Origin of the sequence: Streptomyces hokutonensis (genome assembly GCF_042751305.1) — a bacterium.
In the GTDB taxonomy this organism is placed as follows: domain Bacteria; phylum Actinomycetota; class Actinomycetes; order Streptomycetales; family Streptomycetaceae; genus Streptomyces; species Streptomyces hokutonensis_A.
This window is the reverse complement of the sequence record NZ_JBHYWD010000014.1, coordinates 36,227-60,793: the sequence shown is the minus strand read 5'-3', so window position 1 is coordinate 60,793 and position 24,567 is coordinate 36,227. Positions and strand designations below refer to the sequence as shown.

Below are 24,567 nucleotides of genomic sequence, written 5' to 3'. Positions count from 1 at the left end.
CTGATGGCACTCCCGACGGCACTCCGGTCGAAGCTCCCGTTGACACGTGAAGGTCGCCGTTCGATCCTTCGTACACGGGTTTTAGAAAGGGGTGTCACAACCCTCGACAACCCCAGGCACCACACCCGATGCTTCCTGGTGGCACGAGCCGGGGGGGATGGCCGACGCCGGTGGGACGACCGGCGTTTGAGCGAATCGGGAGTAGAGATGATCCGACGCAGAACCCTGCTGGCCGCGGCGGGCGGTGGCCTCCTCGGCACCGCCCTGGCGACCGGTACCGCGCGCGCCGACGCGACGATCGCGGTCAACCCGGCTACGAAGTACGGCACTTGGGAGGGCTGGGGCACCTCGCTGGCCTGGTGGGCGAACGTCTTCGGCGCCCGCGACGACTTCGCGGACATCTTCTTCACCACCAAGTCGACGACGTACAACGGCACTTCGCTCCCCGGCCTGGGCCTGAACATCGCCCGCTACAACCTCGGCGCGTGCAGCTGGAACTCGGTGAGCGGCGCGTCGATGGTCGCCTCCGCCAACATCCCCGCGTTCAAGCAGATCGAGGGCTACTGGCAGGACTGGAACAACGAGGACCCCACGTCGTCGGCATGGAAGTGGACGGCGGACGCGACCCAGCGCGCGATGCTGGTGAAGGCGACGGCACGCGGCGCGACCACCGAGCTCTTCGCCAACTCCCCCATGTGGTGGATGTGTCTGAACCACAACCCCTCCGGCGCCTCGGGCGGCGGCAACAACCTCCAGTCCTGGAACTACCGCCAGCACGCCTCCCACCTGGCTGCCGTCGCCCTCTACGCGAAGAACAACTGGGGCGTGAACTTCGCGACGGTCGAGGCCTTCAACGAGCCCTCGTCGAGCTGGTGGACGGCGACCGGCACCCAGGAGGGCTGCCACATGGACTCGACGGTCCAGGCGGCCGTACTGCCTTATGTCAGAAGCGAGTTGGACAGTCGCGGCCTGACAAGCACGAAGATCTCGGCCTCCGACGAGACGAGCTACGACCTGGCGCGCACGACCTGGAGCTCCTTCTCCTCCACGACGAAGGGCTACGTCAACCGCGTCAACGTCCACGGCTACCAGGGCTCGGGCGGCCGTAGGGACTTGTTGTACACGGACGTGGTGACAACGGCGGGCAAGGCCCTCTGGAACTCCGAGACGGGCGACAGCGACGCCACCGGCCTCACGATGGCGAGCAACCTCCTCTACGACTTCCGCTGGCTGCACCCCACGGCGTGGACGTACTGGCAGGTCATGGACCCGTCGTCCGGCTGGGCGATGATCGCCTACGACCAGAACACGCTCACGGCCGGCGCGGTGCAGACGAAGTACTACGTGATGGCCCAGTTCAGCCGCCACATCCGCCCCGGCATGACGATCCTGGACACGGGCGTGAGCTACGCGGCTGCGGGCTACGACGCGTCGGCGAAGCGCCTGGTGATCGTCGCGGCGAACACGGGCACGTCCTCGACGACCCTCACCTTCGACCTCTCCAAGTTCACGACGGTGGCGGGCGGTACGAGCGGCCTGGTCCCGCGCTGGAACACGGTGACGGGCGGCGAGGGCGACCTCTACACCTCCCACTCGGACACGTATCTGAGCGGTAAGACGGTGAGCGCGACGTTCGCGGCCGGGGCGGTGCAGACGTTGCAGATCGACGGGGTGGTGATCTGACCGCGCGGCTCCGGGATGGTGCTGGGCAGTTGGGCCTGCTGGCGCTGGCGCTCGGCGGTTTCGGAATCGGCTTGACCGAGTTCGTGATCGCCGGGCTGCTGCCGCAGGTCAGCCACAGCCTGAACGTGTCGACGGCCGCAGCGGGTTGGCTGATCTCCGGCTACGCCCTGACGGTAGCGGTGGGCGCGATAGGAGTGACAGCGGCGACGGCAGGCCTACCGCGCAAACCGGTCCTGGTAGGCCTGGTGGCCCTCTTCGTCGCGGGCAACCTGCTCTGCGCGATCGCCCCGAACTACCCGACCATGCTCCTCGGCCGCGTGGTGGCGGCCCTCTGCCACGGCACGTTCTTCGGCATCGGCTCCCTGGTGGCCCGCCGCCTGGTCCCACCGGAACGGGCCTCCCGAGCGGTCGCGATGATGTTCGCCGGCCTGACGGTGGCGAACGTGCTCGGCGTCCCGTTCGGCGCCCTCGTCGGCGAACGGTGGGGCTGGCGGGCGACGTTCTGGGCGATCACGGCGACGGGGGCGGTGGCGCTGGCGGCGATCGCGGTACTGGTGCCGGGCTGGGCGGGCCGGGTGAGTGGGGGTGCAACTCTGAGGGTCCAACTCCGCTCCTTCCGCTCGACTCAGGTCTGGCTGACCTTGACGGCCACGGCCCTCGGCTACGGCGGCATGTTCGGCGCGTTCAGCTACATCGCGTACACCTTCACCGAGGTCACGGGCTTCTCCACGACGGACGTCGCCTGGCTCCTGGTGGTCTACGGCACGGGCCTGGTCGTAGGCAACATCGCCGGCGGCCGGGGCGCCGACCACAACAGGGACGTGACGCTGATCGTCTCGTTGGTGGGCCTGGCGGCCACGCTGACGGCGTTCGGGCTGCTGGCGAGCAGCCGTCCGGCGTCGGTGATCCTGGTCTTTTTGTTGGGCGCGTTCGGGTTCGCGACGGTCCCCGGGATGATCACACGCGTGACGGACGCGGCGGGCGGGGTGCCGCTGGCGGCCAGCGCGAATGTCTCCGCGTCGAATGTGGGGAACGCGGTGGGGGCGTGGCTGGGGGGTGTCGTGATCAGCGCGGGGTGGGGGTATACGGGGCCGTTGTTCGTGGGGGCGGGGATTGTGGGGGTAGGGGTGGGGGTCATGGGGTGGGCGGCGTGGTCGGGACGCCCGGCGGGGGCGGCAGGGGCTACGGCGCCGGCTACGGCGCCGTCAGAGGACGCGGTGGCGCGGCGGTCCTAAACCTGCTGGAAGCCGGGGAGCCACCCGGGGTTCGCGATGGCCGGGCCTCCCCACGTCTGCTCACGTCTGCCTCACGTCCGTCTCACACCTGGCTCACGTCTCTCTCACTGGCCGACCTGCGGATATCTCTCCCCTTGCCTCCATCTGCGTCGGCATCGGCAGTACCGTGTCGTTCATGCGCCCCGACACGCCCGCCGAGAACGTCGACCACCCCGCCGAAGCGGCCCGCCTGGAGCGGACGGCCGCCCGCTACCCCGAGGACGCCGAGGCCCTGCTCATCCAGGCCGCGGCCCACCTGGAACTGGCCGGCGACCGCCCCGCCGCCACCGCGCTCTACGACCGCCTGCTGTCGTCGCCGGACAACCTGGAAACCCCCCATCTGGTACGAGCCCTCAAGGCCTCGAACCTCTGGGAGTACGGCCACGAGGCCGAGGCCAGGGCGATCATCGACGGTGTCCGCGCAGCGTCCCCGCGCGATCCCGCGCCCTGGGTGATCGTCGCGGAGTCCTTGGAGTCCCACGACGAGCTGGAGGCGGCGCAGGAGACGTTCACGGAGGGAGTGCTTCTTCTGCTGACAGACGTACCCGAACCGCCGTACTCCACCCACCCGTTGCTGTTCGGCCGCCACCGCGTCCGGCGCATGCTGGGCGTGTCGCACGACGAGTGGGACACGCTGGCGGACACCCTTCACTCGTCGCCGGTGTCGCTGGACGAGCTGCACGACCCGAAGAGGGTGTGGTCACTCGGCTCCGACAACCCGGCGGAGCTTGAGGCCGAGATCTCGCGACTGCGGGCAGAGCTGGGGGCGTTCCGGGAGGCGCTGTCCCGCCCCTTCCCGGTGGCCGTACTGCACTGGCCCGAGGGAGAGTTGGCGGAACTGGTGGGGTCGTATGCCTCGCTGGCGGAGGAGTACCCCTCGCACGAGGAGCACCTGGCGACGATAGAGGGGTCGCTGCGCGAACTGGCGGCTTCGGGGACCCCGAACCTCGGGATCGTGACGGGGACGGTGCCTTCTTATGAGGCGTTCGCGGCTTCGGAGGGGGCTTCGCCCGGGGATGTTGATCTGTTGCCGCAGTACGCGACGACGCTGGCTGCGCGGGGGCGGGCTGTGGTTTGGCCGCCTCAGCGGGGGGCTTCTTGTTGGTGTGGGTCGGGACGGGCTTATGCGGAGTGCCACGGGGACTGAGGGGCGATGGTGACTGCTGGACCTGAACAACACACGTCCACTGAACGCCAGTTGGTGCTCCGCTACTTCGAGATGTGGAACACCGGCGATTCGACGGTCGCCGGTGAGGTGCTCCATCCGAAGTGGCGGGACCATGCGCATCCGGAGATCACGGGGCCGGACGATGTTCGGCGGGCGGTGGAACGCGTCCGGACCGCCCAGGCGGATCTGCGCTTCGACATCAGCGCGGTGTTGAGCGAAGGGGAACTGCTGGCTGCGGTTGGGGAGGTGAGCCGTGGAGCCGGTTCGACGGCGACGGCGAGCGGGCTGATCTGGCTGATCCGCGTTCGGGACGGCCTGCTGGCGGAAATGTGGACGTACCGGCGCGACGAACGGGCGTGATCTGCGGCTCTCACCACAACGTCTCAAGTATGCCGGCACAATACTTCCGTGCCAGATGCCGTCCCGTCCTCCCCTGCCGTGTCCGCCCGCATGAGCCGACAGAGCTCCCGCGACACGGCCCCCGAGGTGGCGGTCCGACGCCTCCTGCACGCCGAGGGCCTGCGGTACCGGGTGAACGTGCCGGTGCCTGGCATGCCGCGTCGCACGATCGACATCGTGTTCCCGAAGGCCAAGATCGCGATCTTCATGGACGGTTGCTTCCCGCACAGTTTCCGAGCATGCGAAGCAGCCCAAGTCGAAGGCGCTCAGGCGAGACGGAGCACAGGTTGACTATCGTTGGTGTCGGCTCAGGCTCGGCTACTCTCACCTCCTCAACTCGCGGAACGGGGACCAGAATTGTCACCACTCGACGACGACATCAGAGCTGCCACGGCACTCGCGCTCTGGTCCACCGAAGAGGATTCACCTGGGACCGACGATGAACTCACCAAGGTCATCGAGCACATTCGTTCCCTGCCGCACAGCAAGCTGCGCTTCGCCAAGGTCTTGCGGAACACCATCGACCAGTTGCTCGACGGGGAGAACACCGGACGCTACGACTGGAACAGCCTGTACAAGACCGAGAGAACCCACGCCGGCACGCTGGTTGAGATAAACCTCCAGCGGGAGTTCAAGTTCGCTGACGGCGACCCTATGGACTACCGGATCCGAGGCATTGACGTGGACTGCAAGTACTCGCAGAAGTTCGGGAGCTGGATGATTCCGCCAGAAGCTCTGGGACACCTGTGCCTCCTGGTCTGGGCCGACGACTCCAAGTCACGCTGGCGTGCAGGGATCATGCGGATACGTCAGGAGTGGCTGAACAGCGGCAGCAACCGGGACCAGAAGTCCACGATCGCCAGCAGCCATCGGGACAAGATCCAGTGGCTCTGGCCGGAGAACGAGTGCGAACTGCCTGAGAACGTTCTGCTGCATCTGCCGCCCGATGACGTAAAAGCTGTATTTACTCCCACGTCTGGGCAAGAGCGGCTCAACGAACTCTTCCGGCGCGCACAGCGCCGCGTCATCAGCCGCAACGTGGTGCGCACGGTAGCGCAGCAGAAGGACTACATGAAGCGGGTCCGGGGAAATGGTGGCGCCCGCTCTGCTCTCGCCCGTGAAGGAATACTGATCATGGGTGACTATGAAAAGCACCGTCGGGTGGCCGAACAACTCGGTTTGCCCGTTCCTTCGGATGGCGAGTTCATCAGCGCACGCGTAGTCCGAGCCCGCGCTCATAACGCGCATCAGAAGCAAGTCGAGCTAAGCGGAGAAAGCTGGGTTCTAGCCCAAGCGAACGACGCCATAGAGGTGGGACCTAGCTTGCCAGACCACAGGAGCACCTCGGCTTGATCCAGTTCTCCTGACAGTAACCAATAGATCACTACAGGCGGCTATACCTTGCCCGAAGAAACCGAGCGCCCACTGCCACAACCCGATTCCCCGGAGATCCTGGAACTCTTCAGTCTTGACAGTGTTCGCGCGCTCTACGGGTTTCTCTACGAACGTCGCGAGGATCCTCCGTCAACGTACGAAATCAAGGATTTCATTACGCAGAAGTACAGCGAGGAGCAATCAGAGTCAATGCGGCGGCTCCGTTCGCTTCGCGAATGCTTCCAGGTGGAACGCATCCAGAAAGGCCGGATTCACCGATACCGGCTAACCGCTTGGAAGAAGGCCCGCGCTGGAAGTGTGCGGGCCAATGTGAGCTCGCGTGTAAGAGCCCAGGTGCTCGCCCCTCAGCGCTGTGCCCAGTGTGGGCTCACTCCTCTTGATGACCACGTAAAATTGGTCGTTGACCACAAACTCCCCGTGGCATGGGGCGGCACCAACGACCTCTTCAATCTCCAGCCCCTCTGCGAAGAATGTAACGGCGGAAAGCGCGACTTCTACGCAACCTACGACACCTACTCGGAGCAGATCAGAGCAGCCGCACAGCATGACGAACCTCATGGTCGTATCGGCGAGCTCCTCAAAGCACTTGAAGGCGAATGGGTACCCTCCGAACTCATCGGCGTTGTGGCGTCGATGAAGCAATACCAGGATGACTGGGAACGGCGGCTACGTGAACTCCGTCACCTTGACTGGATCATCGATAATCATGTGCGCCGCCCTGCCGGTCAACCTCACATCTCGGAGTACAAACTCACACACTGGGAGCCCTGGCCTGAGGGCCGCATTAAAGCTGAGATTGACAAGCGGAAGAAGATGAAATAGAGCCGTGGACAACTGGACTCCGCCAGAGGGATCCTGGGCCTCCTCTGCCGCCCGGCGCCGCAACATGCAGGCAATCCGCAGTAGAGACACGAAACCCGAACAGCTGATCCGCCGGCTTGTACACGCCCAGGGACTGCGCTATCGCGTTGCCGCGAGGCCTTTGCCGCATCTCCGGCGTACGGCCGACATGGTGTTCCGCCCTGCCAAGGTCGCAGTGTTCATCGACGGTTGCTACTGGCACGGCTGCCCGTACCACTACATTCCGCCAAAAACCAACCCGGGCTATTGGTCCGACAAGGTGGCCGGGAACATGACCCGCGACCGGGACACGGACCAGAAATTGAAAGACGCAGGATGGCTCGTACTCCGCTTCTGGGAGCACGAGCCATCTGACGAATGTGCAGCGCGGATTTCAACTGCAGTACAGCAGAGGCGCGAAGCCCTTAAATCCGAGCAGAAGGAAAGCTAGCACTTCCTGCTATCGCGCTCGCGGTGAGCCTTCAGCACCTCGATGATCGACTTCCCGATGGCCTGGGCAACGGGGGGCGGAAAAGCGTTTCCGACCTGGCGGTACTGTGCCGTTTTTCCCCCGGTGAACTTCCAGTCCCGAGGAAACCCCTGAATGATCGCCGCTTGCGGAACCGTGAGCATCGGACCGTCATCGCCGAACAGGTCCCTGTCTTCTGTTCCAGTCGGCTCACCGTTCACAGGAGCATTGGCCACACCCATGCCGGATACGCCTAGGGCCTTCCATGCCTTCTTGGCCCTGCTAGGGCCCAGGTCGGCACCACCATGTTTTTTCGAGCCGCCGACGAGCGTGGGTGCCACATCTTTGCGCGCCGCGACCTCCCACGTCTCGTACACCCGCCGCGCAGTAGCAGCATGGGCCCCCTGCTTAAACGGCTTGAGACGTGCCTGCATCGTTTCTTTGAGGGCATCGTAAACCGTGACTCGCTCGGCGCTGGGCGCAGGACGTTCATACTTGAGGTCCTTCAGGACGTCTCTGCGGAAGGCCACGAGAATGGAACGGGGCCGAAGCTGAGGGACGCCGAACTGCTCCGCCTCATAGACGTTCCATCCCACGACCTCGTATCCCGGTAGCCCATCCTCGTCCGGTTCCATGTCTTCAAGCTGAGCTTTGATGCGTTCCCTGTAGCCATCGAATTTCGCATCCATAAGACCGCGGACGTTCTCAATCATCACGGCCCTCGGACGGATGTCCTGCGCCAATTTCAGGATGCGCGGGAAGAGATCGCGCTCGTCATCTTCGCCCAGCTGCTTCCCAGCATGAGAGAACGGAGGGCACGGAACACCACCAGCAAGTAGGTCAACCTCCCCCTTGCGGTAGAGCTCCTTGCTCTTCTCCAGACTCCCCTTGGGATCGAAGTTCACGACGTCCATGCACAGCACGTCACAGTGCTGACGCTCCCACTTCCATTCCGAGCGTGCCGCGATATTGCTGGTCAGGGTAGCCGCCGCGTGTTTGTCGATCTCGACAAGCGCGAGATGCCTGAAGCCTGCGGCGTGCAGACCGATGGCCTGGCCACCCGCGCCCGCGCAGATCTCGATCGACGTGTAGCAGTCCTGGTCAGTGTCGGTCATGGACCCTCCTCTTGCACGAAACTCCGCTGACGCCCCGCATCGCCAGCCACTACAGAGGGTGACAGATGCCACTGACATCGCGGCCGACATCGCGGCCTCCACCAGTTTGCGTCATCACACACCCGACTCAAGCCACTCCCGAAACGACATCGAATGCCCGTACGATATCGCCCATGGCGAGAATCTCCTGGACCAGGGACGAGCTGCTGCTCGCCTGTGCGCTTGTTGCCGAGAACAGCTGGAACGAGCTGCGGCAGACCGACCCCGAGGTCCTGGAACTGTCCGACTTGCTGCGCGCCCTGCCCTTGCATGGCACTGCAGCAAAGTCCGACCCCAAGTTCCGCTCGCCGAACAGTGTCAGCCGCAAGACCACAGACATCGCCACGGCGCACCCTGACTACCCAGGGACAACAACGCGAGGCGGCCAGCCAACGCGGGATGTCGTCACCGACTTCCTCCAGCACCCAGCAGAAATGGCAGCTGCCGCCAACGCCATTCGCTCCGGCATCGCTTCCGGGGAGCTTCACCGCATCCAGCCCCAGCCGGAAGAAGTCGGCGACGACGAGGAGACCACTGCACGCGAAGGCCGGCTGCTGGCGCGGTGGGCGATCCACCGCGAACGTGACCGCGGGCTGCGGGACCGCAAGATCCTGCAAGCCCGGCGTCTCGGCGAGGCGATCCAGTGCGAGGTCTGCGGCTTCAACTTCACACACGCCTACGGCGACCTGGGCACCGACTATGTCGAGGTTCACCACAGGCTGCCCCTCCACGTATCCGGCCCCACAGAGACCAAACTGAAGGACCTGGCCTTCCTGTGCGCCAACTGTCACCGCATGTGTCACAAGAGCTTCCGTGGAGAATCCTGGCGCACCCCCGACGCCCTGCGGGCCGAGATACAGAAGACCTCCCTCGACAGAGCCCTTCACGCCGCCTCCGACTCGGCTTCGTAGTGCATCTGAGCACGATCGAGGATGTCGTCCGGATCATGTCCGCCAGCGGCACTCCAGTGCAGCAGATCGGCGATCAGCTCGACCGCTGACTCCGCAAGGACTGCATCCCGCCGCCGGCCCTGCAAGAGCGTGTCATCACCCGCTCCCTGGTAGTTCTTGAGCGCTTCAACCGCCCGCTCAAGGCGCAAGCAGGCGAGTCCCCTATCCACAGAAACCTCGCACCAGACCACCTTGCCCACGGCGGACATGACCGTGCCCCAGTCCGCCGCAAGCTCAGCAAGCAGATGCAGCCCGCGGCCACACTCCTGGCTGCACTCAGCCGACTTGAGCAAGGGCAGCACATGACTCTTGTCGTGCACTTCGAGCCGCAGCCGCTCGCCTCGCCACTCCAGGATCAAGGTTGCCGAGGTCCCCTCGCCAACGTGCTTGACCACGTTTGTGGCTAGCTCTGTGACGAGCAGCTCCGCCTCGTCAACGGCTGCAAGCAAGCCCCACTGGCCAAGCTGCTTGGCAGCAGCTCTGCGCAGCAGGCGCACTTCAGCCGGCGCCGCCTCGAAAGGCAGTACACAGCGGAGTTGGGGTTCGGTGACTTCACCACCAGGCATGACCACTCCTCCCTCCCTAGCCACGCACTTGCCGCGCCCGCCATGTCCGTACGGCTGCGCTGCGTAGCGATCCGCGAGCGAGCATGACACAGAGAACTCTCACTGTGTAACTTCTCACGAGAATCTATCGAGTGAATCTGATGAGGGTCCCCGTCTCCGGTGCCTAGCCTGATGGGGATCTCCGGGCCGACCGCCCGGCGCCTGGCGAAGGAGCCGCATGTCAGAACGGACCACAACCCGCCGCCGCCAACTAGGCGCGATGATGCGGAAGTTGCGTGCCCGAAAGGGGATGACCCTTGAGGAGGCAGGCGGGCTCGTCGGCGTATCGAAAGCGACGGTCAGCAGGTACGAGACTCAGGCAGGGCCCGTGAAATGGCTCGTCGTTGATGCGTTGTGCCGCGAGTACGGAGCAACTGAGGCCGAGCGCAAGGCTGTTGTCGGGCTGGCGAAGGACGCCAAGCAGCAGGGCTGGTGGAGCTCCTTCGCCGACTCCATCCCGGAGAGCATGAACCTGCTGCTCACTCTCGAAGACGAAGCCGTGCACGAGAGTCACTTCGCCTGCGTCTACGTTCCCGGTCTCTTGCAGACGCGCGCCTACAGCACCGCGCTACAGAAGGCCAACGAAGTGCCCTTGGAGACCGCCGAGATCGAGCGGCTGGTCGACATCCGCATGAAACGGCAGGAGATCCTCACGCGCCCGAAGCCTCCGCGACTCTGGGCGATCCTGGACGAGTCCGTGATCCGCCGTGTTGTCGGATCACCGCAGACCATGAAGGAGCAGCTCGACCGACTGCTCGAAGCCAACGAGTCTCCCCACATCACGCTCCAGGTGCTGCCCTTCTCTCAGGGAGCCCACGCGGCTGCCCTCGGAAGCTTCGTGATCATCGGCGGCACCGAACCAGCCCTTGATGTGGTCTACGTCGACTTCCATACGGGCTCGCTCTTCTTGGAGAAGGACGAGGAACTGAACCGATACAGACTTGCGTTCGAGTACCTCCGGGCGCAAGCGTTGGACATGGAGGCTTCTTCATCCATGATCCACCGCATCCGCAAGGAGCTATGAATGCTTAGCACCCCTCAGCCCATACCTGACTACGCGTGGTTCAAGTCCTCATACAGCGGCGGCAACGCAACCGAGTGTGTGGAAGCTGCCTTCGTTTCGACTGGTGTGCGGATACGGGATTCCAAGCAGCGCCGAGGTCCCTGCCTCGCAGTGTCGGCAAAGGCGTGGAAAAGCTTCGTGGCCTACTCGTTGAGATGAGGCGGTCTGTACGGGTAGGCACCATCGATGCGCCTACCCGCCCGCGCCAACGTAGTTAGACACAGAACGAGATACGTCCCCTGTTGCTACAGAAGGCCGTGAAAGTACCCAAGGCTTGGCTGATCAAGGGTGCCGACAACTACACCCCTGTCCAGAAAGCGATTGAACTCTTCACAGGCAGTCTCTGGCAGCAGTGCGCAGCTGTGACAGGCGGCAAGGTTGCACGAGTCAGGACCCTGGCCTCGGCTATCGATGCACACAGGGTCGGAGGAACACCACCGCGCTGCGGAGAGAGCACTGCGGAGCGCCTGTTCGAAGCGGCCTGGCTGCCCCATCCGCACCAACCCACCGAGAGTGCCCTCAGCGTCGCCCGCCGCGGTGTAGATCAACAGTCCAGCCATGCCATCGGGATCCGGGCTCACGTAGAGGCGCTCCCGCAACGAGGCAGAGCTGTAGCCGCACTCATAGGTCAGCTGATTGATGAGCAAGTGCGCAAGAGTATGAATCAGGGTGAATCTGGGCGAAATTTCACGCTGCTCCAGGTGACGCTGCTCTGCCATGGCATGGAAAGCCTGCGCCATGTTCTGCAGACGAGCCGAGGAAGTCGGTTCCCACTCGGTCAACTGGACAGGATCAAGTTCAAGGTAGATACCTTCACCGAGAACACTGTAGGCCGGCAACCAAGCATCACCATGATCCACGGGGTCTCGACGCAGTAGCGCCATGCGGGATGCGAACTTTGTGTCCTGCTCGGCGTACACCCGGTTGAAGCCCCAGAGCGCTCGGGTCTCCTGAAGCTTCTCGACCAGGCGAATGCGTGGGAAGAACGCGGAGATCTGCTGGTCATAGCTTCCACCGGCGCTCCGTACGACCAATTGCTGGGAGTCAACGGACTCTCGCATCAGCTGATGCTCGCGCCGCCGGAGTTCCATGGTGCTGGCCGCAGACGACACAGCCTGGGAGTGCTGCGTCTGTGGTTGTGTGTTCGTCAGCCCCTCTACGACGTCCAGGGCCTTCTGCAAAACGTCGTCACCGAAGCCCTCAATCAAATAGGCGCACTTCGCACGGCCGGCCAATCTGCGTACAGCCTTCGCTTGCAGGACCGCACGCTCGTCGTCACCGTCCTCGTAGTCGTGCAGCTCACGGCGAACCCGCTGCAGCGCCAACTCATCCAGCGCCTTCATCGCAGAAGGGTCGGCGTCTGCGCCGCCAATCATCTGCTCTGGGATGAAGATCGAGCTGATCACGAGAGGGTAGTAGACGTTCGAAGCGCCGCGTAGAGCAGCACGCAGCGGATTACGGCAGGGCATACCATCCAACTCGGAACGCCCGAGCCAAGGAGTGGCTCCCCTGCACATGTACGGCGTACCGGGCTCTAATTCCTCGGTGAGATAGCTGGACTCGGTGCCGTCTGCACCACGCGCGGGCGATGTGATGCCCTCCAGGGGCCGCTTAAGATCACACCCAATGCAATGCACCATTTGCGAGGCAAGTGTGCCGCCACCAGAGGAGCGGAGCTCCAGAACCATGCGTCTACACGTTGGCGAGGCACTACGGTGCACCCATTCCTTCCAAGGGAAGTCCTGAACGTGCCCGTGCTCGCAAAGGGCAATAAAGGGAACCTGCGAAAGAAAAGGCCCCTTCTTGCGTTTCGGCGAGGTGCAGTGATCACACCGTGGATGTTCCTGCTGGTTAAGTCCGTACTGGGAAAGACGTCGGCAAGCAGGACAGAAACTCCATCGAGGAAACCGAAGCACGGGGACGACCAGGCCAAGGTTCTCTTCGCTGCTGTTGTAGGCCGTCGGACGTCTGTAGTCGGGCGGCATTCGCAGAGCGCGTACACCGAGCTGCTGTTCAAGCCGCCACTCGTCGATGCGGAACTCATCTGCATCAAATGGACGGTCCGTAGGCGTGAACCAGTGATCGAGACCAGCTGTGATCACCGAGGTACCGTCGGCCAAAACCTGCATTGCTCCTGGACCAAATGGCATGACAAACTGCGAGCGCCGTACCGCACCACGGATAATCACTGTTGAGCTCCCCTTTCGGCGTACAGCCTCGTGACTTCAGCACGGCATTCGGCATCAGCGCCGCGCATTGAGGTCGGGGTCGGCCAGCTTGAGGTCCGTAACCGGCCCTCAACGTGCTTCCCGACTGGGTGCATAAGCTGGTTGGTGCCCACCTCACCGCCTGGCTGACCCCATTCAGATGGCTGCCAATGGGTCCACTCCCTGCGCCGTTTGTCAATCAGCTCGTCGATTCGATTGACCTCTGCCACGTCGCACACCACGGCGCGAGCGCGCAGAAGGTTTGCCGCCCGCTCGAAGAGATCTTCCGGAAATGGGAAAGGATCATCCAGAACGCGGGGGGCCATCTGCCGAATGTAGGCCACCAACACGGCGTGCAGAGCACGATCCAGCACAGGTGGAGCAAAGGGAGTGGCACTGGTTGGCTCGACCTGGGCGTACAAGCGCTGGTGGTAACTACGAAAGTGCTCGAAGTGCGAGCGATCGCGAGGTTTTGCTGCACCATAAAGCGTGACAATCAGGCCCGGCCGGTCGACGCGGCGTCCTACCCGCCCGGTGACTTGGATGTACTGAGAAGTTGACTTGGGCTGACCAACCACAGTCATCAGGGAGAGACGGTCGATGTCGATACCGACCTCGATCAGACTGGAGGCCAGGCAGACGTCCACCGCTCCGGCTGTCTCCGTTGTCCGGGCGAGCTTCTCCATGGCCTCGGGGATCTGGTCCTGCCGTAGTCGGCTGGTCATCTCCTCCACGATCCGCAACCGGCGTCGATCGGTGCGGTCTTGTGCCGAGCGGCGATTGATCGTGATGAGGTAGTCGGGAATGTCGGACTGAAGCAGAGAAAGCGAATTTCCCAGCTCCCGGAGGCTGTTGAAGAAGGCCATCAACGTCCACCATGGATCCTTCTCATTCTCCTGGGCATCCTGCGCAGCCTGCAGCAGGGCGGAGAATGAACGCACCTGCGCCGTCTGCATCGAGCCAAGCGCCGGCGCATGGACCCCGATGTACTTACGGCCAGGTAGCAACTTCCTGGTCTCGCGGTCGCGGGCATACACAGCAAAAAATGAGTCGGAGGCGTCAAGTCCGTGAGGCGGGAAGAGGTGCACGGAGCCGCGGCCGTAGAGCGACTTGACCTGTTCTTCGTATCTCCGGATCGTTGCTGTCGAGGCAATGATCTTCGGAAGCACAGGGGCAGAGCCACTGTGGTCGGTACACAGCTCCTCGATGACACCTTCGTAAAGGCCCGCGATCGAGCCGAGCGGCCCGGCGATGAGATGTAGCTCGTCCTGGATTACCAAATCCGGTGGTGAATACGTGCGTTGCCCATCGTCATCGATACCGAAGATTGCCCGCGCTTCGGGACGCCAGGCCAGCAGGGCGAACTTGTCGATCGTGCCGATGACCATGGAAGGCCTGGCCGCGTACACGTCTTCGTCAACCACATGAACGGGAAGGCGTCGCTCAGCCTTGGAGAAGTCACACCCAAGGTCTGGACACTGGAAGACGACTCGGCTGCCCTGTCTCACATATCCAGCTACGGATCCCTGCCTTGTGTTTCGTCTGCCTCCACGCCGTCGAGCCCCCTGTTGGCTGCTGCCACCAGTTGATTCCACCGGGCCCATCTGGGCGGCACACCAAGGGCATCGCAGCAGCAGGAAAGGGTTCTCGCCTCCTCGTTCCATATTATTGAGGTAGGAGACGGCGTCACTTCGGCTGTTCGGTGTGGAGTCACCGCCCACCCAGATACCGATGGAGAAGGGCTCCTCTCCCAGATCGTCCCGGCTGTCACGGATCGTCTCAAGGGCACAGATTAGGGCTGCAGCCCGCAAGAACTGCTGAGTGGTCAGCAACCGAAGGGTGTAGCGCATTAGAACCGTTACACCCACGTCTCCCGGATCGCGTAGACGCCGAAGCGCCATGGAAAACGCCGAAAGACCCAGGTACGCCTCCGTCTTGCCGCCACCTGTCGGGAAGAAGATCAGGTCCACACTGCTGCGGTGTTGGTGACCCGGGTCCGCGACAGAAGGGATGGAGGCCAGAAGGAAGGCGATCTGGAACGCACGCCACCGGCCTCGGCGGGGGGGCTCGTCATCCTTAGCCGGTGTCGGCAATGGCTCTACCCGGAACCGGCCGTCTTCTGCCAGCGTGGTCTTCCTACGCTCCCGGCCCGACCGAACCTGCTGTTTGAACATTGCCTGATTCGCAATACGGAAGGCCTCAGTGATCAGCGAATCATCACCTCCCTGGACTAGGGCTAGCCCCTCCTGCATGCGCTCCAATGCATGCACGCACTCTCGGATGTGCCGATCGGCGGTAGTTCTGAACTCACCTTCTAGAGCTTCAGCCTCAGCCTTGCGCTCATCGATCCACGCCTTGTATGCGGCAAGAAGCTCGTGTAGTTGCGTCAGCCCTGCTTCGTTTCCAGAAGCCAAGTCCTCCATAGAGACGGTCAGTTCAGCGCCGTCTTCACGCACAATGTCCGGGGTGATCCGAGGTACATCAAATTCAGGCAAGGGGTCAGCCGCCACCCATGCCGGTTGGGACCCGTCAAACGAGTCTTCCCATGTCGCGGCACACCCGTGACCCACAGCATAAGTTCGTACCTTGCTGTAGAGAAGCCTGAATGAAGCATCGTCGGAGTGTTCACTAGTATCCTGAGCTTCGGGGTAAGGCAGCAGACGACGGTCCTGTGGCGTTGCGGTGAATTTCGTTTGGAAGAGACACTTCGAAGCAAGCGCCCGCCCGCCAGGCTGCGATTTATTAACGATTGCTGCTGTGACCAGGACACCATCTGGGTGCTGAGCCAGATGCACCGTGAGGCGTACATCGATGCCTTCGAGGCCAATACTTTGGTCGGCTTCCGGGAGGCAATCACGCAGCACGTCAGGAATTTTAGCCAGCTGCTGTGGACTCAGTCGCCACCGGGCAGCAATCCTATTACGCACCCACCAGGTCCGCTGCCTCGACGATGGCACATCAACGCGAAGCTCTCGGTAGCGGCCACCTTCAAGCAAGATCTCAAGACCACCCGTGCTGCCGGACTCCAGCAAGAAGGACAGGCCCACTGCTGTCGGCTTGCGTTCGTTGGCTCCTGACAGATCGAAGTCGGCGTCGTCGGCCGGACCAGTCGCAGTTGGGAGCACAAGACTTGGTGCTGGATCCGAGCCTTCGGGCGCCTCAGGCTCGAACAAGCCGGTGAGTTCAGTCTGCTCATCCGATTGCTGAATTCCGTCGCCGGTGGGGGCCGGGTACAGAACACCCACTCCGTACCTTACAAGCGGGTTTCGCTCAAGAACTTCCTCTCCGTTTTCCGGATCGGTCCATGGGCCGTACGAGGATTCCTTATCCGCGAAAGGCAATGCCAAAGGCTTGCCATCGGGTGCCGGCCCGAGTAGCTCGCGGCGCAGCGCCGTGACGATGGTTTCGCGTCCTGTTGTGGAACTGTTCATGCTTGCTCTCCGAGTACGAGGCGGCGGAGGTCTTCGCGGGCTTCCCTTGAGGCCAGCACGGTGAGGTCGTCCCGAGCCCGCGAGGTAGCGACGTAGAAGAGGGATTCTTCTCGCGGCCCAGCCACTCTGTCGAAATCTGTGACGACCACAGCTGCCGCATCCATGCCCTTGTAAGCCCCGACACTCGCGTAAGAGATCTGCCGCAATGTTGTCTTACCGATTAAACCGAGACGACGGCTCCACTTCTGTGAACGGGAGAGCTTCTGGGCAGCACTCTCATTGGATAGCGGCGAGAGAACAATAATCTCGTCAGGGCCGAATCCATCACTTAGCAGTCGACTGAGGTGCTGATCAAGCAAAGCCAATTGCTCAGAATCGTCTTTCCAAAAAGCCTGGACACGCTCGCGGCCGTTCTCTGGCCGCAGGTAACCAACATACCCCGGAACCAGTCGAGAGCTCGTTTCCACATATTGCGCTACGGCGGGCACATTTCGGCAGTTTTTCCCCAGCGTGAGCGATGTGAGGAACGGAGCTCGGCTTCTGAGCAGTTCCAAACCACTGTCTGGATTGCCGAATATTGCCTGATTGGTGAAGTCGCCTGCAATCAGCCACTCTCCTGCGCTTAGGCCGCCGCGCAGTGATGCGTCAAATACGTCAAGATAGGGTTCGGCCATCAGGTCCTGGGCTTCGTCCAGGACAAGCGCATCGTATGGCGGCCGAGGCGTCAACTCATCGTCCAAGAGTACGGTCAACGCGGCCTCGGGTAGTTCCTCCTCGAAGTACAACCTACGGGCGGCCGATTGCTCAGGAACAGGATTCTTCTGATGCCCTGTGATACTTCTCAGATGGCCGTGCAGGGTGCCGGCTGAAATCAGCTTGTCACCGGCGGTTTCAGTATCTAGCCAGTCGCCAAGCAGTCGGTTGTAACAGCAGAAGAGGACGTTCTTGCCCTCTGCAGCCATCCGCCGGGCAGCCTCAAGGGCTATGAAGGTCTTTCCTGTCCCAGCCGGCCCAGTGGCCAGGCATCGCGGGTTGCCAGCGATGGCGTCAAGGAGGTGGAACTGTTCCTCTGTGAAATGAATGGCTTCTGTCTCACGTCGATATCTCCGGATTTGAGGAGGCTCAGCAAACTCGAAGGACGGACGAAGCTTCTGGAGGAGCTGCTCAGATTGCCTCCCCGTTGGCGCCTTTGAATCGGCCCGGAACCAGCCCTTGGCGCTGCTCGTTGAGGCCAAGTGACGACGCCAGTTGCGCAAGATCCGCAGCAGTAGATCAGAGACCGGACGCCGATGAAATGCCGTACTGTCGAAAAACTGCCAGCTATGCCACTCGGGGGAACGAGGTGGAGTGAATTCAGCATGCGTGAAGCCGACGGCCGGCACCATAGGAATATCCCGGGCGACCTGATTGACATACTTGACCAACCCGTACATGGCCTCTTCGGCCTGCCTGAACGGACTGCGTTCCGTAGGTGGGCGGAGGCCAAGCTGCCAGCGTCCGTCCGGCAGACGGCTAACCGTCGTGTGCGCCTTCAGTTCCAGGAAAATAATCCCCTCGCCAGGCACGATCACTACAAAGTCAGCCTCCCCTCTTAGCTGCCGTGGATGTTCGGCGATTCCTAGGGAGTGCAGGGCAATCCATCCTTCAGTCCCGGGATCGTCCCGCAGCCGTTCGAAGAATTCCCGCTCGCCCGGAGACGGAGTGTCTTCAAGATTGAAAGACGGCGGAATCATCCGTGCCATTGACTCTCCTCAAAAGTGTGGCGGCTGCACAACATATGGCTTGGAACCATCAGAGGTTCGGGAAGAATCTGGTCAACGCGGACGAGGTCAGTACGTTCACCCTGCACTGAAAGTGCCATCTCGCTGAACCCATGCTCAACCACGGCACGTAGGTCCACGGCGCTGAGAGCGCGCTCCAGATCCGTGGCAAAGTGACGACCAGCCTGTCTGTGTGCCGAGTCAATTCGGCCCAGTTCCCTCCAGAGCCAGTCAGCCTCGTCCCTACGGCCGAGGTAGGCTAGGACGATACGAAACGTGGCCAGGCTTCGAGTCCTGATGCAGTGTCCGCTGGTCCAGTAGTTGACGTTCGCCGTCTCGGCGCCCAGTCGGCGCAGGTCGTTTGCCACGCCCGCAGAACCCTGTGGATGAGCCGAGACACGCTGCCACAGTTGGTGCTTCCACTTCTTCTGCAACGCGCGAAGCCGCAGGGCATCAACTCCCAGGAGCGCATCCGCACGGTCTTTGAGATACAAGTCATGCGAAGACCGCCGAAGCACCAGGAAGTCTCCTTCCTCCAACAATCCGTTGAGCACCTGTATAGCCCGTTGGCCTCCGGCAGGATCCAAACGCACCCTGAGCGTGCTGCCGCTGCCTGGGGCTGGAACCAGCGTGTACGAGGAATCAGCGAGGAGCGCCATCCGGGCAGGCACCAACGGAACGGGCTCGTTGGATGTGCCTTCGCGGAGGCGCGCATGCCGGATCGCATCGAGCAGTTCCTCGCCGGGTGCGGACTCCTCACGGCTCAGCGTGAAGCTGTCCTCTGTCGATTCATCCGCTGCATGCTCAGCATTGCTCTCCAGAGCCTGGGGAAGCCCCTGACCAGCAACGAACACAGGGGCCGCAGTGATGGGGTGTGCAACTGCCCGGCCAGTGACAGCGTTTCCGAACACGGACCTGAGTAGGGGCGTCGCATCAGACCTGGTACGAAAGCAACGGAAGTAAACAACGGAGAGATTCTCAGCACGCGGGGCATCAAGTACAGCCGGAGGAATCCACTCGGGGGGCCCGACGGCTACAGCAGACTCGATGACACGTTCGCCCTGAAGCGCAGGGTAAGCGTCCACGAACACAGGTACGCCAGATCGCCTCATCGACTCGGCGACCTGACTACTGAACTCACGGCTCGAAAGGGTCAGCAGACGCCCGCCCGGGGTGCCAACACTGAGAAAGTCACGAACACAGTCTCCTAGTGGATCTTCTCCTTGCCTGTGCAGTGTGGACAAGACCGCAGCGCACTCCAGAATCAGGTCTCGGCGTTCCGTCTCGTGGGCATCTACGGCATCGGCAGCCCCGCGGAGCTGCTCGGCAGCATGAAGGAGCCCGAGTTCCGGTGCGCTACCTGACAGTGGCACGTGCGTGACCCTGCGTCGGCAACGCCTGACGGTTTGAGCATGAGGAGACCAGCGAGTCAGTTCCGCGCTCTCACCCAGAGACCGCAGGAAACGAGTAGCAACGCGCACAAACCGTTCAGTCAGCTCATGTTCAACAGGCTGATCCCATGCCTCCGAGACCTCGGCGCATCGGTAAATCGCCTGCACATCCGCAAACATCAGCGCCCGCCTCCCTCGTATCGCCACGCGAGCACTTCAATGCCTGAGGGGACACGTCTCAGCTCCTGCGGAAGGGGGATATCCGCAGCGCTGCGCGCTCTTTGCTCCTTCAACGCATCAATGGCCGCCTCCGCACTTGGTGCGGTGCGCTCCACCACAGACACGGTCACCGGGCACAGGGGTTCAGCAGCCCAGCGCGCAACTGCGACTGCCCCGTCGAGCACACACACCGAGCGGCACAGGACCGAGAGGTGTCCCGCCCAGTCGGCGGGATCGTCATAAACCGGCACGTGCAGACTTCGATACGGCTGAGTCAGCCTTTCGGCATCCCGAATGCGCAGGATGTGCTGCAAAGCGACCGCTGGTTGACCAGGCCCCGCAGCTACCGGGAGCAACGCATCCTCATCAAGGCGGGTTCGGTGTCCCACCAGCACCGCATAGCACGAACTGAATCCGCAATAGTCAGCGGGTGGCCCCGGAAGCAGTTCTGCGAGCCCCGGCGGACAGCCCAGCGGCTGTGAAACTGTGGGCCGTCCCGCCCAGTCGTCACCAGTGTCCGGCCAGCGCAAAACGTCAAGACGGTAGCGATCAGCAGGGAATGAACTCGCCCCGACCTGATAGCGAGCGCCCCGGGCATCGTCACGAACTGCAATGAGGATGCCGGTCTGCAACGTACCGCCGTCTACGGGTACGAGGCGTACGGCCTGTCGCGGAGGCAGGCAGTACGCCCGGCTGAACTGCTCTGCACCTGCACTCGGATCGAGGTTCAGCTGAGGCCGAAACAACGCGTGAGCAGCCCCACAAGAGATCAGCACGGACGCCATCCGCAGGACTGGCACCGTAACAGCCACACCGACGCGCTCTCCACGGTCGGCGAGAGTCCCGAGCCAACTACCGAATTGCACGAACCAGGAAGCCCAGAAGGGCAGCGGAGCAGAGCCACTTGGGCTGTGGACCAATGCAACACTCAAGGGATTGTGCGGTACTGCCGATGTCACTGGACCCCCACGACTGCGCTTCTCATGAAGTACGCCGGAAACGCAGGTCACGACATATAGAACGGAGGCTACAGCAGCGGAGTATGTCTCACATCAAGTTCACACTGGTTCCGCCCAGAAGTGACCAGATCGGACGGCTGGGGAGCTAGCGAAGCTTCGCTCTACCCTACTTGTGCGCAATCTCAGCGCACTGCCCACCATGCGCAATCTGCTGCAATCCTGAGACGCACGCGCGCCCCGCCCACGCATCCTGGATCCCCAACAACCGCAGCTGGAGGGTCACATGACGCTCAGGTTCCTCGGTACGACCAGCGACGACGGCGACTGCCCCACCCTGTACGAGATCGAGGGCAGCGACGAGATCCTCGTCCAGGGCGAGCGAGAGGCCGACCCCGAGCATCTTGCCCAACTACGCGACGTCAAGGAGTCCGAGACCTTCGTCCGTGTGCCTCGCAGTCTGCTCAGCCGCTACGCGCCGAGTGGTGCAGCACCCGAACTCCAGCCGTTCGCCTCGATCTCCGGTCTCTTTCGCGACTTCAAGCACACGGCCTGGCGCCTGGAGACCCGCCGTGGCTACGCCTCCGACCGCAACAACCCCAAGTGGGCCCGATTCCTTGCGGGTGAGGACATCGCCGGTGAACCGGACAACTCCTGGCGGAAGAACGTGCGCGCGCAAGCCGCGCTGGGCAAGCGGTTCGAGCGCGTCCGGGTGGTTGACCAACCGCTCACACAGGGACAGGAGTTCCTCCTCGCGAGGGCGCCCAGCAACGTCGCGGCAGGAGAGGACATTCGCAACCTGACCCGCGCCCAAGCACAGCAACTGCGGCTGCCGGACCAGGACTTCTGGCTCTTCGACTCCAAGGTCCTCGCCCGCTTCGCGTTCGACGACGAGGACACTACATTGGGTGTCTACGTCACCGAGGACCCCGCCGAAGTACTCGCCGCCTGCCAGGCCAGGGACGCCGCTTGGCACCACGCCGTCCGTACCGAAGAGTTCGCCAGGCGGGTACGTTCCATCGTGTGAGCACGGACTACCAGACCGCCAGAGAAGCTCTTGGCGCGCGGCTGCGCGAGTTGCGCACCGAGGCCGGTCTGGAGGGCAAGGACCTTGCTGCCAAGCTCGGTTGCCAGCCGTCGAAGGTCTCCCGCCTCCAGAACGGCAAACAGACTCCGACCGCGGCCGATCTGACCGCTTGGGCGCAGGGCTGCGGTCGGACTGACGTGGAGGCTGAGCTCCAAGGGCTTCGAGCCGGACTGGAGTTGAAGCAGCGGCACCGCTCCTGGCGACGCCAACTGGCCGGCGGACACCGGGGCCGTCAGGAGATCGCCGTGCGCCAGACCGAGGCCACCGGAGTGATCCGGGGACTTGAGGTGTCACGCGTGCCCGGGCTGTTTCAGACGCCTGAATACGCCCGGGTCATCTTCGACTCCAACGCCGAGTTCAGGGGCATCCCGCCGACCACCGAGTCCGCCGTAGAAGCGCGCATGCGCCGTCAGGAGTCGCTGTACGACCCTGAGAAGTCCTTCCGGTTCCTCGTCTGTGAGGCCGCCCTCTACCACCGCTCATGCCCCGTGGACGTAATGGCTGAGCAGTTGGACAGGCTGTACAACCTGGTGGGCCAGCGCCGGATCGAGCTCGGCATCCTGCCCTTCGGTGCGCAGTTGCGGCGTACAGCCCCGCATGCTTTCTGGATTTACGACCGTCGGTTGGTCATCGTCGAGACGATCAGCGAAGAGCTGTGGCTCACCGGCGAAGAGGACATCCAACTGTACGAGCGAGCTTGGGACTGGCTCGCCGAATCAGCCGAGCACGGGTCGTCAGCACGCCGTCTGATCGGGCGGGCAAGGGCATCTTTGAATCCCGCATGAGCAATCAGCTGCAAGCCTGTTCTCTGGGTGCGCAATCACGAGCAATCGCCATCCTCATGCGCAATCGCGCCGTCTAACGTCCTGGTCATGACCACAAAGCCCGCCTTGTGCGACGGCCCTTGGATGGCGACCAGTGCACCTTCCGCGCACACCACGGATACCGAGCCCGAATCACCGGCGCTCAGCGAAGTTCTCTTACGATCCGCCATCGGTCTGCGCGACCGTGTCGCGGTGCAGGCCCTCGTCGCGGAAGAATTACTCCTCGCTCGGGACGCGGTCCGCAAAGCGCTTGTGGCGGAGCAAGACGGCGTCACTGCATGCCGCTGGGAGGGCATGGCCGGGCGTCTTTACACGCTGGGGCTCGACGCAAGCGACCGCGCATTCCTCGGGCTGGTGTTGTCGATCGTGGGCGTGCAGCAGAGCTACCTCGCCGCGGTGGAATACCTCGATGAGCGCCGTCTGAAAATCGTGCTCCAGGCGATGCTTCGGCTGGCCAACAACGACCGGATCGCAATCGGCACACGAATGTGAGCCTACAAAGCCGGCACACGCCCTCTGGGCCGCCCCGAGCTTGATGGCACCCCGAAATCTCTCGCCCAAATGTGCTACCCCCATGCCCAGTTCCAAGAAGTGGGTTGCCCGACAATCCCTCAACCGCGAGGTGAAGCAGTGCTCCACACGACCCCGCCAACGCCCGAAAGGCCACCCGGTCCGACCCCGCCCAGTCCGAGTACAAGCACGAAAGCGAGCATGCGATGACTACCGCAGTAGCCACCACAATCCGCACCGGCCGCTCCCTCGTCCCCGACGCCGACTTCGCCATGCTCGCCGCGTTCTGCGCCGACGAGTACGGACTCGAACGCGCCGTCGCAGACCGGGTCGTGGACCAAGCACTCGCGCTGGTCTTCGTCATGGGCTCGACTGGCGAGGGCGCCTCCATGGCGCCGTCCCAACAGGTCGATCCCGGCTGGCACACGCTCATCCTCCACACCGACTGGTACGCCAACTGGTGTCAGGAGCAGTTCGGTTACTTCCTGCATCACCAGCCGAACAGCAAGACCCGTACCGGCGGGCTAATGACCCAGGTCGTCGAGAAGATCCGGGCGGCGGGCTTCGAGGTCGATAAACGGCTGTGGGGTACGGCCGCGGAGTGCAATCCGCCGGCCTGCTGTGGCGACGGGCCCTGCTGCTGAGCCTTCCCCAACCCCCGGGCGGCCCAGCATCCCAAGGCCGGGCCGCCCCGTCCGCTCCTCCATCCCAGAACGGACTCGCACCGTGCCGCTCACCGTGCTGACCGCCACCAGTCGCGTGACCGTGTTTCCCCTCGAAGGCCTCACCGTCGCCTACACCACGCAGTCCAGCGACGAGCGCGGGCTGGGAGACATCGGGCTGGTCGCCGTCGTAGGCAAAGAAGGAAGAGAAGGTGGTGAAGACGACGGGGACTCTCTCTGGCGGTTGGCGCGCGACCTCGGCGGGCGTGCGAACGGTGAGGATCAAGCCCGATGGATCGTCACGCAGGCGAGTCGCGCGCGGGTGGTCAGGGCGTACGCGGACCTGCCGCATGCAAAGTGGACGGCGCACATCAACCGGCGCTTCGAGCTTGACGCGCTCTTCGCCAATCACGAGGTGCTGATGACCGGCCGGATTGCGCTGGTGAGGTCCTGAGTGGTGATCCGAGCTCCGCGGCGCGACCTCTCCGAGTCGACGCCAACTCCCCCATCCCCACTGTCC

General features: G+C 63.2%; 21 protein-coding genes and 1 pseudogene. 16 read left to right on the top strand and 6 right to left on the bottom strand.

Annotated elements, in window-relative coordinates; translation table 11 throughout:
* The first annotated feature begins 207 nt into the window (after positions 1-207).
* From ACFXC1_RS32055 to ACFXC1_RS32020, 8 genes and pseudogenes are all read left to right on the top strand, one after another.
* A complete protein-coding gene (locus ACFXC1_RS32055) occupies positions 208-1,683 on the top strand; it encodes a glycoside hydrolase (protein ID WP_381249175.1) in 1,476 nt (491 codons plus the stop codon).
* 29 nt (positions 1,684-1,712) lie between these two features.
* On the top strand, positions 1,713-2,918 hold the full coding sequence (locus tag ACFXC1_RS32050) for an MFS transporter (protein ID WP_381249173.1): 1,206 nt from the start codon (positions 1,713-1,715) through the stop codon (positions 2,916-2,918).
* Positions 2,919-3,093: 175 nt separating this feature from the next.
* Entirely contained in the window at positions 3,094-4,104 is a 1,011-nt protein-coding gene (locus ACFXC1_RS32045; protein WP_381249170.1) for an SEC-C metal-binding domain-containing protein, read from the top strand.
* Between the two features lie 9 nt (positions 4,105-4,113).
* Positions 4,114-4,485: a nuclear transport factor 2 family protein gene (locus tag ACFXC1_RS32040; RefSeq protein ID WP_381249167.1), complete on the top strand. Its 372-nt coding sequence runs from the start codon at positions 4,114-4,116 to the stop codon at positions 4,483-4,485.
* Between the two features lie 90 nt (positions 4,486-4,575).
* Positions 4,576-4,789: pseudogene (locus ACFXC1_RS32035) on the top strand (very short patch repair endonuclease); the annotation flags it as partial.
* A 92-nt stretch (positions 4,790-4,881) separates the two neighbouring features.
* Positions 4,882-5,877 (top strand): NaeI family type II restriction endonuclease, encoded by a 996-nt coding sequence (locus ACFXC1_RS32030; RefSeq protein ID WP_381249165.1) that lies wholly within the window; start codon positions 4,882-4,884, stop codon positions 5,875-5,877.
* A gap of 48 nt (positions 5,878-5,925) precedes the next feature.
* On the top strand, positions 5,926-6,741 hold the full coding sequence (locus ACFXC1_RS32025; protein WP_381249163.1) for an HNH endonuclease: 816 nt from the start codon (positions 5,926-5,928) through the stop codon (positions 6,739-6,741).
* A 4-nt stretch (positions 6,742-6,745) separates the two neighbouring features.
* A complete protein-coding gene (locus ACFXC1_RS32020; protein ID WP_381249161.1) occupies positions 6,746-7,210 on the top strand; it encodes a very short patch repair endonuclease in 465 nt (154 codons plus the stop codon).
* On the opposite strand, the gene ACFXC1_RS32015 is transcribed toward ACFXC1_RS32020, so the two are convergent.
* Positions 7,207-8,343 carry a DNA cytosine methyltransferase gene (locus ACFXC1_RS32015; protein ID WP_381249159.1) on the bottom strand — a complete coding sequence of 379 codons (1,137 nt, stop codon included), beginning with the start codon at positions 8,341-8,343 and terminating at the stop codon, positions 7,207-7,209. The genes ACFXC1_RS32020 and ACFXC1_RS32015 overlap by 4 nt on opposite strands.
* Positions 8,344-8,516: 173 nt before the next feature.
* Here ACFXC1_RS32015 and ACFXC1_RS32010 point away from each other — a divergent pair, with 173 nt between their 5' ends.
* A complete protein-coding gene (locus ACFXC1_RS32010) occupies positions 8,517-9,293 on the top strand; it encodes an HNH endonuclease (RefSeq protein WP_381249156.1) in 777 nt (258 codons plus the stop codon).
* Here ACFXC1_RS32010 and ACFXC1_RS32005 read toward each other — a convergent pair.
* Positions 9,266-9,898 carry an ATP-binding protein gene (locus ACFXC1_RS32005; protein ID WP_381249153.1) on the bottom strand — a complete coding sequence of 211 codons (633 nt, stop codon included), beginning with the start codon at positions 9,896-9,898 and terminating at the stop codon, positions 9,266-9,268. The genes ACFXC1_RS32010 and ACFXC1_RS32005 overlap by 28 nt on opposite strands.
* 217 nt (positions 9,899-10,115) lie before the next feature.
* Here ACFXC1_RS32005 and ACFXC1_RS32000 point away from each other — a divergent pair, with 217 nt between their 5' ends.
* Positions 10,116-10,961, top strand: coding sequence for a helix-turn-helix domain-containing protein (locus ACFXC1_RS32000; RefSeq protein ID WP_381249151.1), 846 nt, complete (start codon positions 10,116-10,118; stop codon positions 10,959-10,961).
* Positions 10,962-11,159, top strand: coding sequence for a DUF397 domain-containing protein (locus tag ACFXC1_RS31995; RefSeq protein ID WP_381249149.1), 198 nt, complete (start codon positions 10,962-10,964; stop codon positions 11,157-11,159).
* 86 nt (positions 11,160-11,245) lie between these two features.
* Here ACFXC1_RS31995 and drmB read toward each other — a convergent pair whose 3' ends face one another.
* Genes drmB through ACFXC1_RS31975 form a run of 4 tightly spaced genes read right to left on the bottom strand, consistent with a single transcriptional unit; the run spans position 11,246 to position 19,252 of the window.
* The gene (drmB, locus tag ACFXC1_RS31990) at positions 11,246-13,189 is read right to left on the bottom strand and encodes a DrmB family protein (protein ID WP_381249146.1); all 1,944 of its coding nucleotides are present in this window, start codon (positions 13,187-13,189) and stop codon (positions 11,246-11,248) included.
* Entirely contained in the window at positions 13,186-16,638 is a 3,453-nt protein-coding gene (locus tag ACFXC1_RS31985) for a helicase-related protein (protein ID WP_381249143.1), read from the bottom strand. The genes drmB and ACFXC1_RS31985 overlap by 4 nt, the downstream gene beginning before the upstream one ends.
* Positions 16,635-18,380, bottom strand: coding sequence for a nuclease-related domain-containing DEAD/DEAH box helicase (locus ACFXC1_RS31980; RefSeq protein WP_381249140.1), 1,746 nt, complete (start codon positions 18,378-18,380; stop codon positions 16,635-16,637). Before ACFXC1_RS31980 ends, ACFXC1_RS31985 begins: the two co-directional genes overlap by 4 nt.
* Positions 18,368-19,252 carry a hypothetical protein gene (locus ACFXC1_RS31975; RefSeq protein WP_381249138.1) on the bottom strand — a complete coding sequence of 295 codons (885 nt, stop codon included), beginning with the start codon at positions 19,250-19,252 and terminating at the stop codon, positions 18,368-18,370. The genes ACFXC1_RS31980 and ACFXC1_RS31975 overlap by 13 nt, the downstream gene beginning before the upstream one ends.
* A gap of 1,998 nt (positions 19,253-21,250) precedes the next feature.
* Here ACFXC1_RS31975 and ACFXC1_RS31970 point away from each other — a divergent pair.
* The 5 genes from ACFXC1_RS31970 to ACFXC1_RS31950 all read left to right on the top strand — a co-directional run bounded on the left by ACFXC1_RS31970 (position 21,251) and on the right by ACFXC1_RS31950 (position 24,501).
* Complete coding sequence (locus tag ACFXC1_RS31970; RefSeq protein ID WP_381249135.1) at positions 21,251-21,991, top strand: DUF6879 family protein; 741 nt, start codon at positions 21,251-21,253, stop codon at positions 21,989-21,991.
* Complete coding sequence (locus ACFXC1_RS31965) at positions 21,988-22,836, top strand: helix-turn-helix domain-containing protein (protein ID WP_381249133.1); 849 nt, start codon at positions 21,988-21,990, stop codon at positions 22,834-22,836. Before ACFXC1_RS31970 ends, ACFXC1_RS31965 begins: the two co-directional genes overlap by 4 nt.
* A gap of 87 nt (positions 22,837-22,923) precedes the next feature.
* Positions 22,924-23,367, top strand: coding sequence for a hypothetical protein (locus ACFXC1_RS31960; protein WP_381249130.1), 444 nt, complete (start codon positions 22,924-22,926; stop codon positions 23,365-23,367).
* Between the two features lie 224 nt (positions 23,368-23,591).
* Positions 23,592-24,029 (top strand): glycine-rich domain-containing protein, encoded by a 438-nt coding sequence (locus tag ACFXC1_RS31955; RefSeq protein ID WP_381249127.1) that lies wholly within the window; start codon positions 23,592-23,594, stop codon positions 24,027-24,029.
* 82 nt (positions 24,030-24,111) lie between these two features.
* Complete coding sequence (locus ACFXC1_RS31950; RefSeq protein ID WP_381249124.1) at positions 24,112-24,501, top strand: hypothetical protein; 390 nt, start codon at positions 24,112-24,114, stop codon at positions 24,499-24,501.
* Positions 24,502-24,567: the final 66 nt, after the last annotated feature.

Excerpts from the sequence above, each read along its gene's own strand:
- ACFXC1_RS32055 (WP_381249175.1), top strand. The coding sequence starts at position 208 with ATGATCCGACGCAGAACCCTGCTGGCCGCGGCGGGCGGTGGCCTCCTC.
- ACFXC1_RS32045 (WP_381249170.1), top strand. The coding sequence starts at position 3,094 with ATGCGCCCCGACACGCCCGCCGAGAACGTCGACCACCCCGCCGAAGCG.
- ACFXC1_RS32015 (WP_381249159.1), bottom strand. The coding sequence starts at position 8,343 with ATGACCGACACTGACCAGGACTGCTACACGTCGATCGAGATCTGCGCG.
- ACFXC1_RS32010 (WP_381249156.1), top strand. The coding sequence starts at position 8,517 with ATGGCGAGAATCTCCTGGACCAGGGACGAGCTGCTGCTCGCCTGTGCG.
- ACFXC1_RS32005 (WP_381249153.1), bottom strand. The coding sequence starts at position 9,898 with ATGCCTGGTGGTGAAGTCACCGAACCCCAACTCCGCTGTGTACTGCCT.
- ACFXC1_RS32000 (WP_381249151.1), top strand. The coding sequence starts at position 10,116 with ATGTCAGAACGGACCACAACCCGCCGCCGCCAACTAGGCGCGATGATG.
- ACFXC1_RS31995 (WP_381249149.1), top strand. The coding sequence starts at position 10,962 with ATGCTTAGCACCCCTCAGCCCATACCTGACTACGCGTGGTTCAAGTCC.
- ACFXC1_RS31985 (WP_381249143.1), bottom strand. The coding sequence starts at position 16,638 with ATGAACAGTTCCACAACAGGACGCGAAACCATCGTCACGGCGCTGCGC.
- ACFXC1_RS31980 (WP_381249140.1), bottom strand. The coding sequence starts at position 18,380 with ATGGCACGGATGATTCCGCCGTCTTTCAATCTTGAAGACACTCCGTCT.
- ACFXC1_RS31970 (WP_381249135.1), top strand. The coding sequence starts at position 21,251 with ATGACGCTCAGGTTCCTCGGTACGACCAGCGACGACGGCGACTGCCCC.
- ACFXC1_RS31960 (WP_381249130.1), top strand. The coding sequence starts at position 22,924 with ATGACCACAAAGCCCGCCTTGTGCGACGGCCCTTGGATGGCGACCAGT.
- ACFXC1_RS31955 (WP_381249127.1), top strand. The coding sequence starts at position 23,592 with ATGACTACCGCAGTAGCCACCACAATCCGCACCGGCCGCTCCCTCGTC.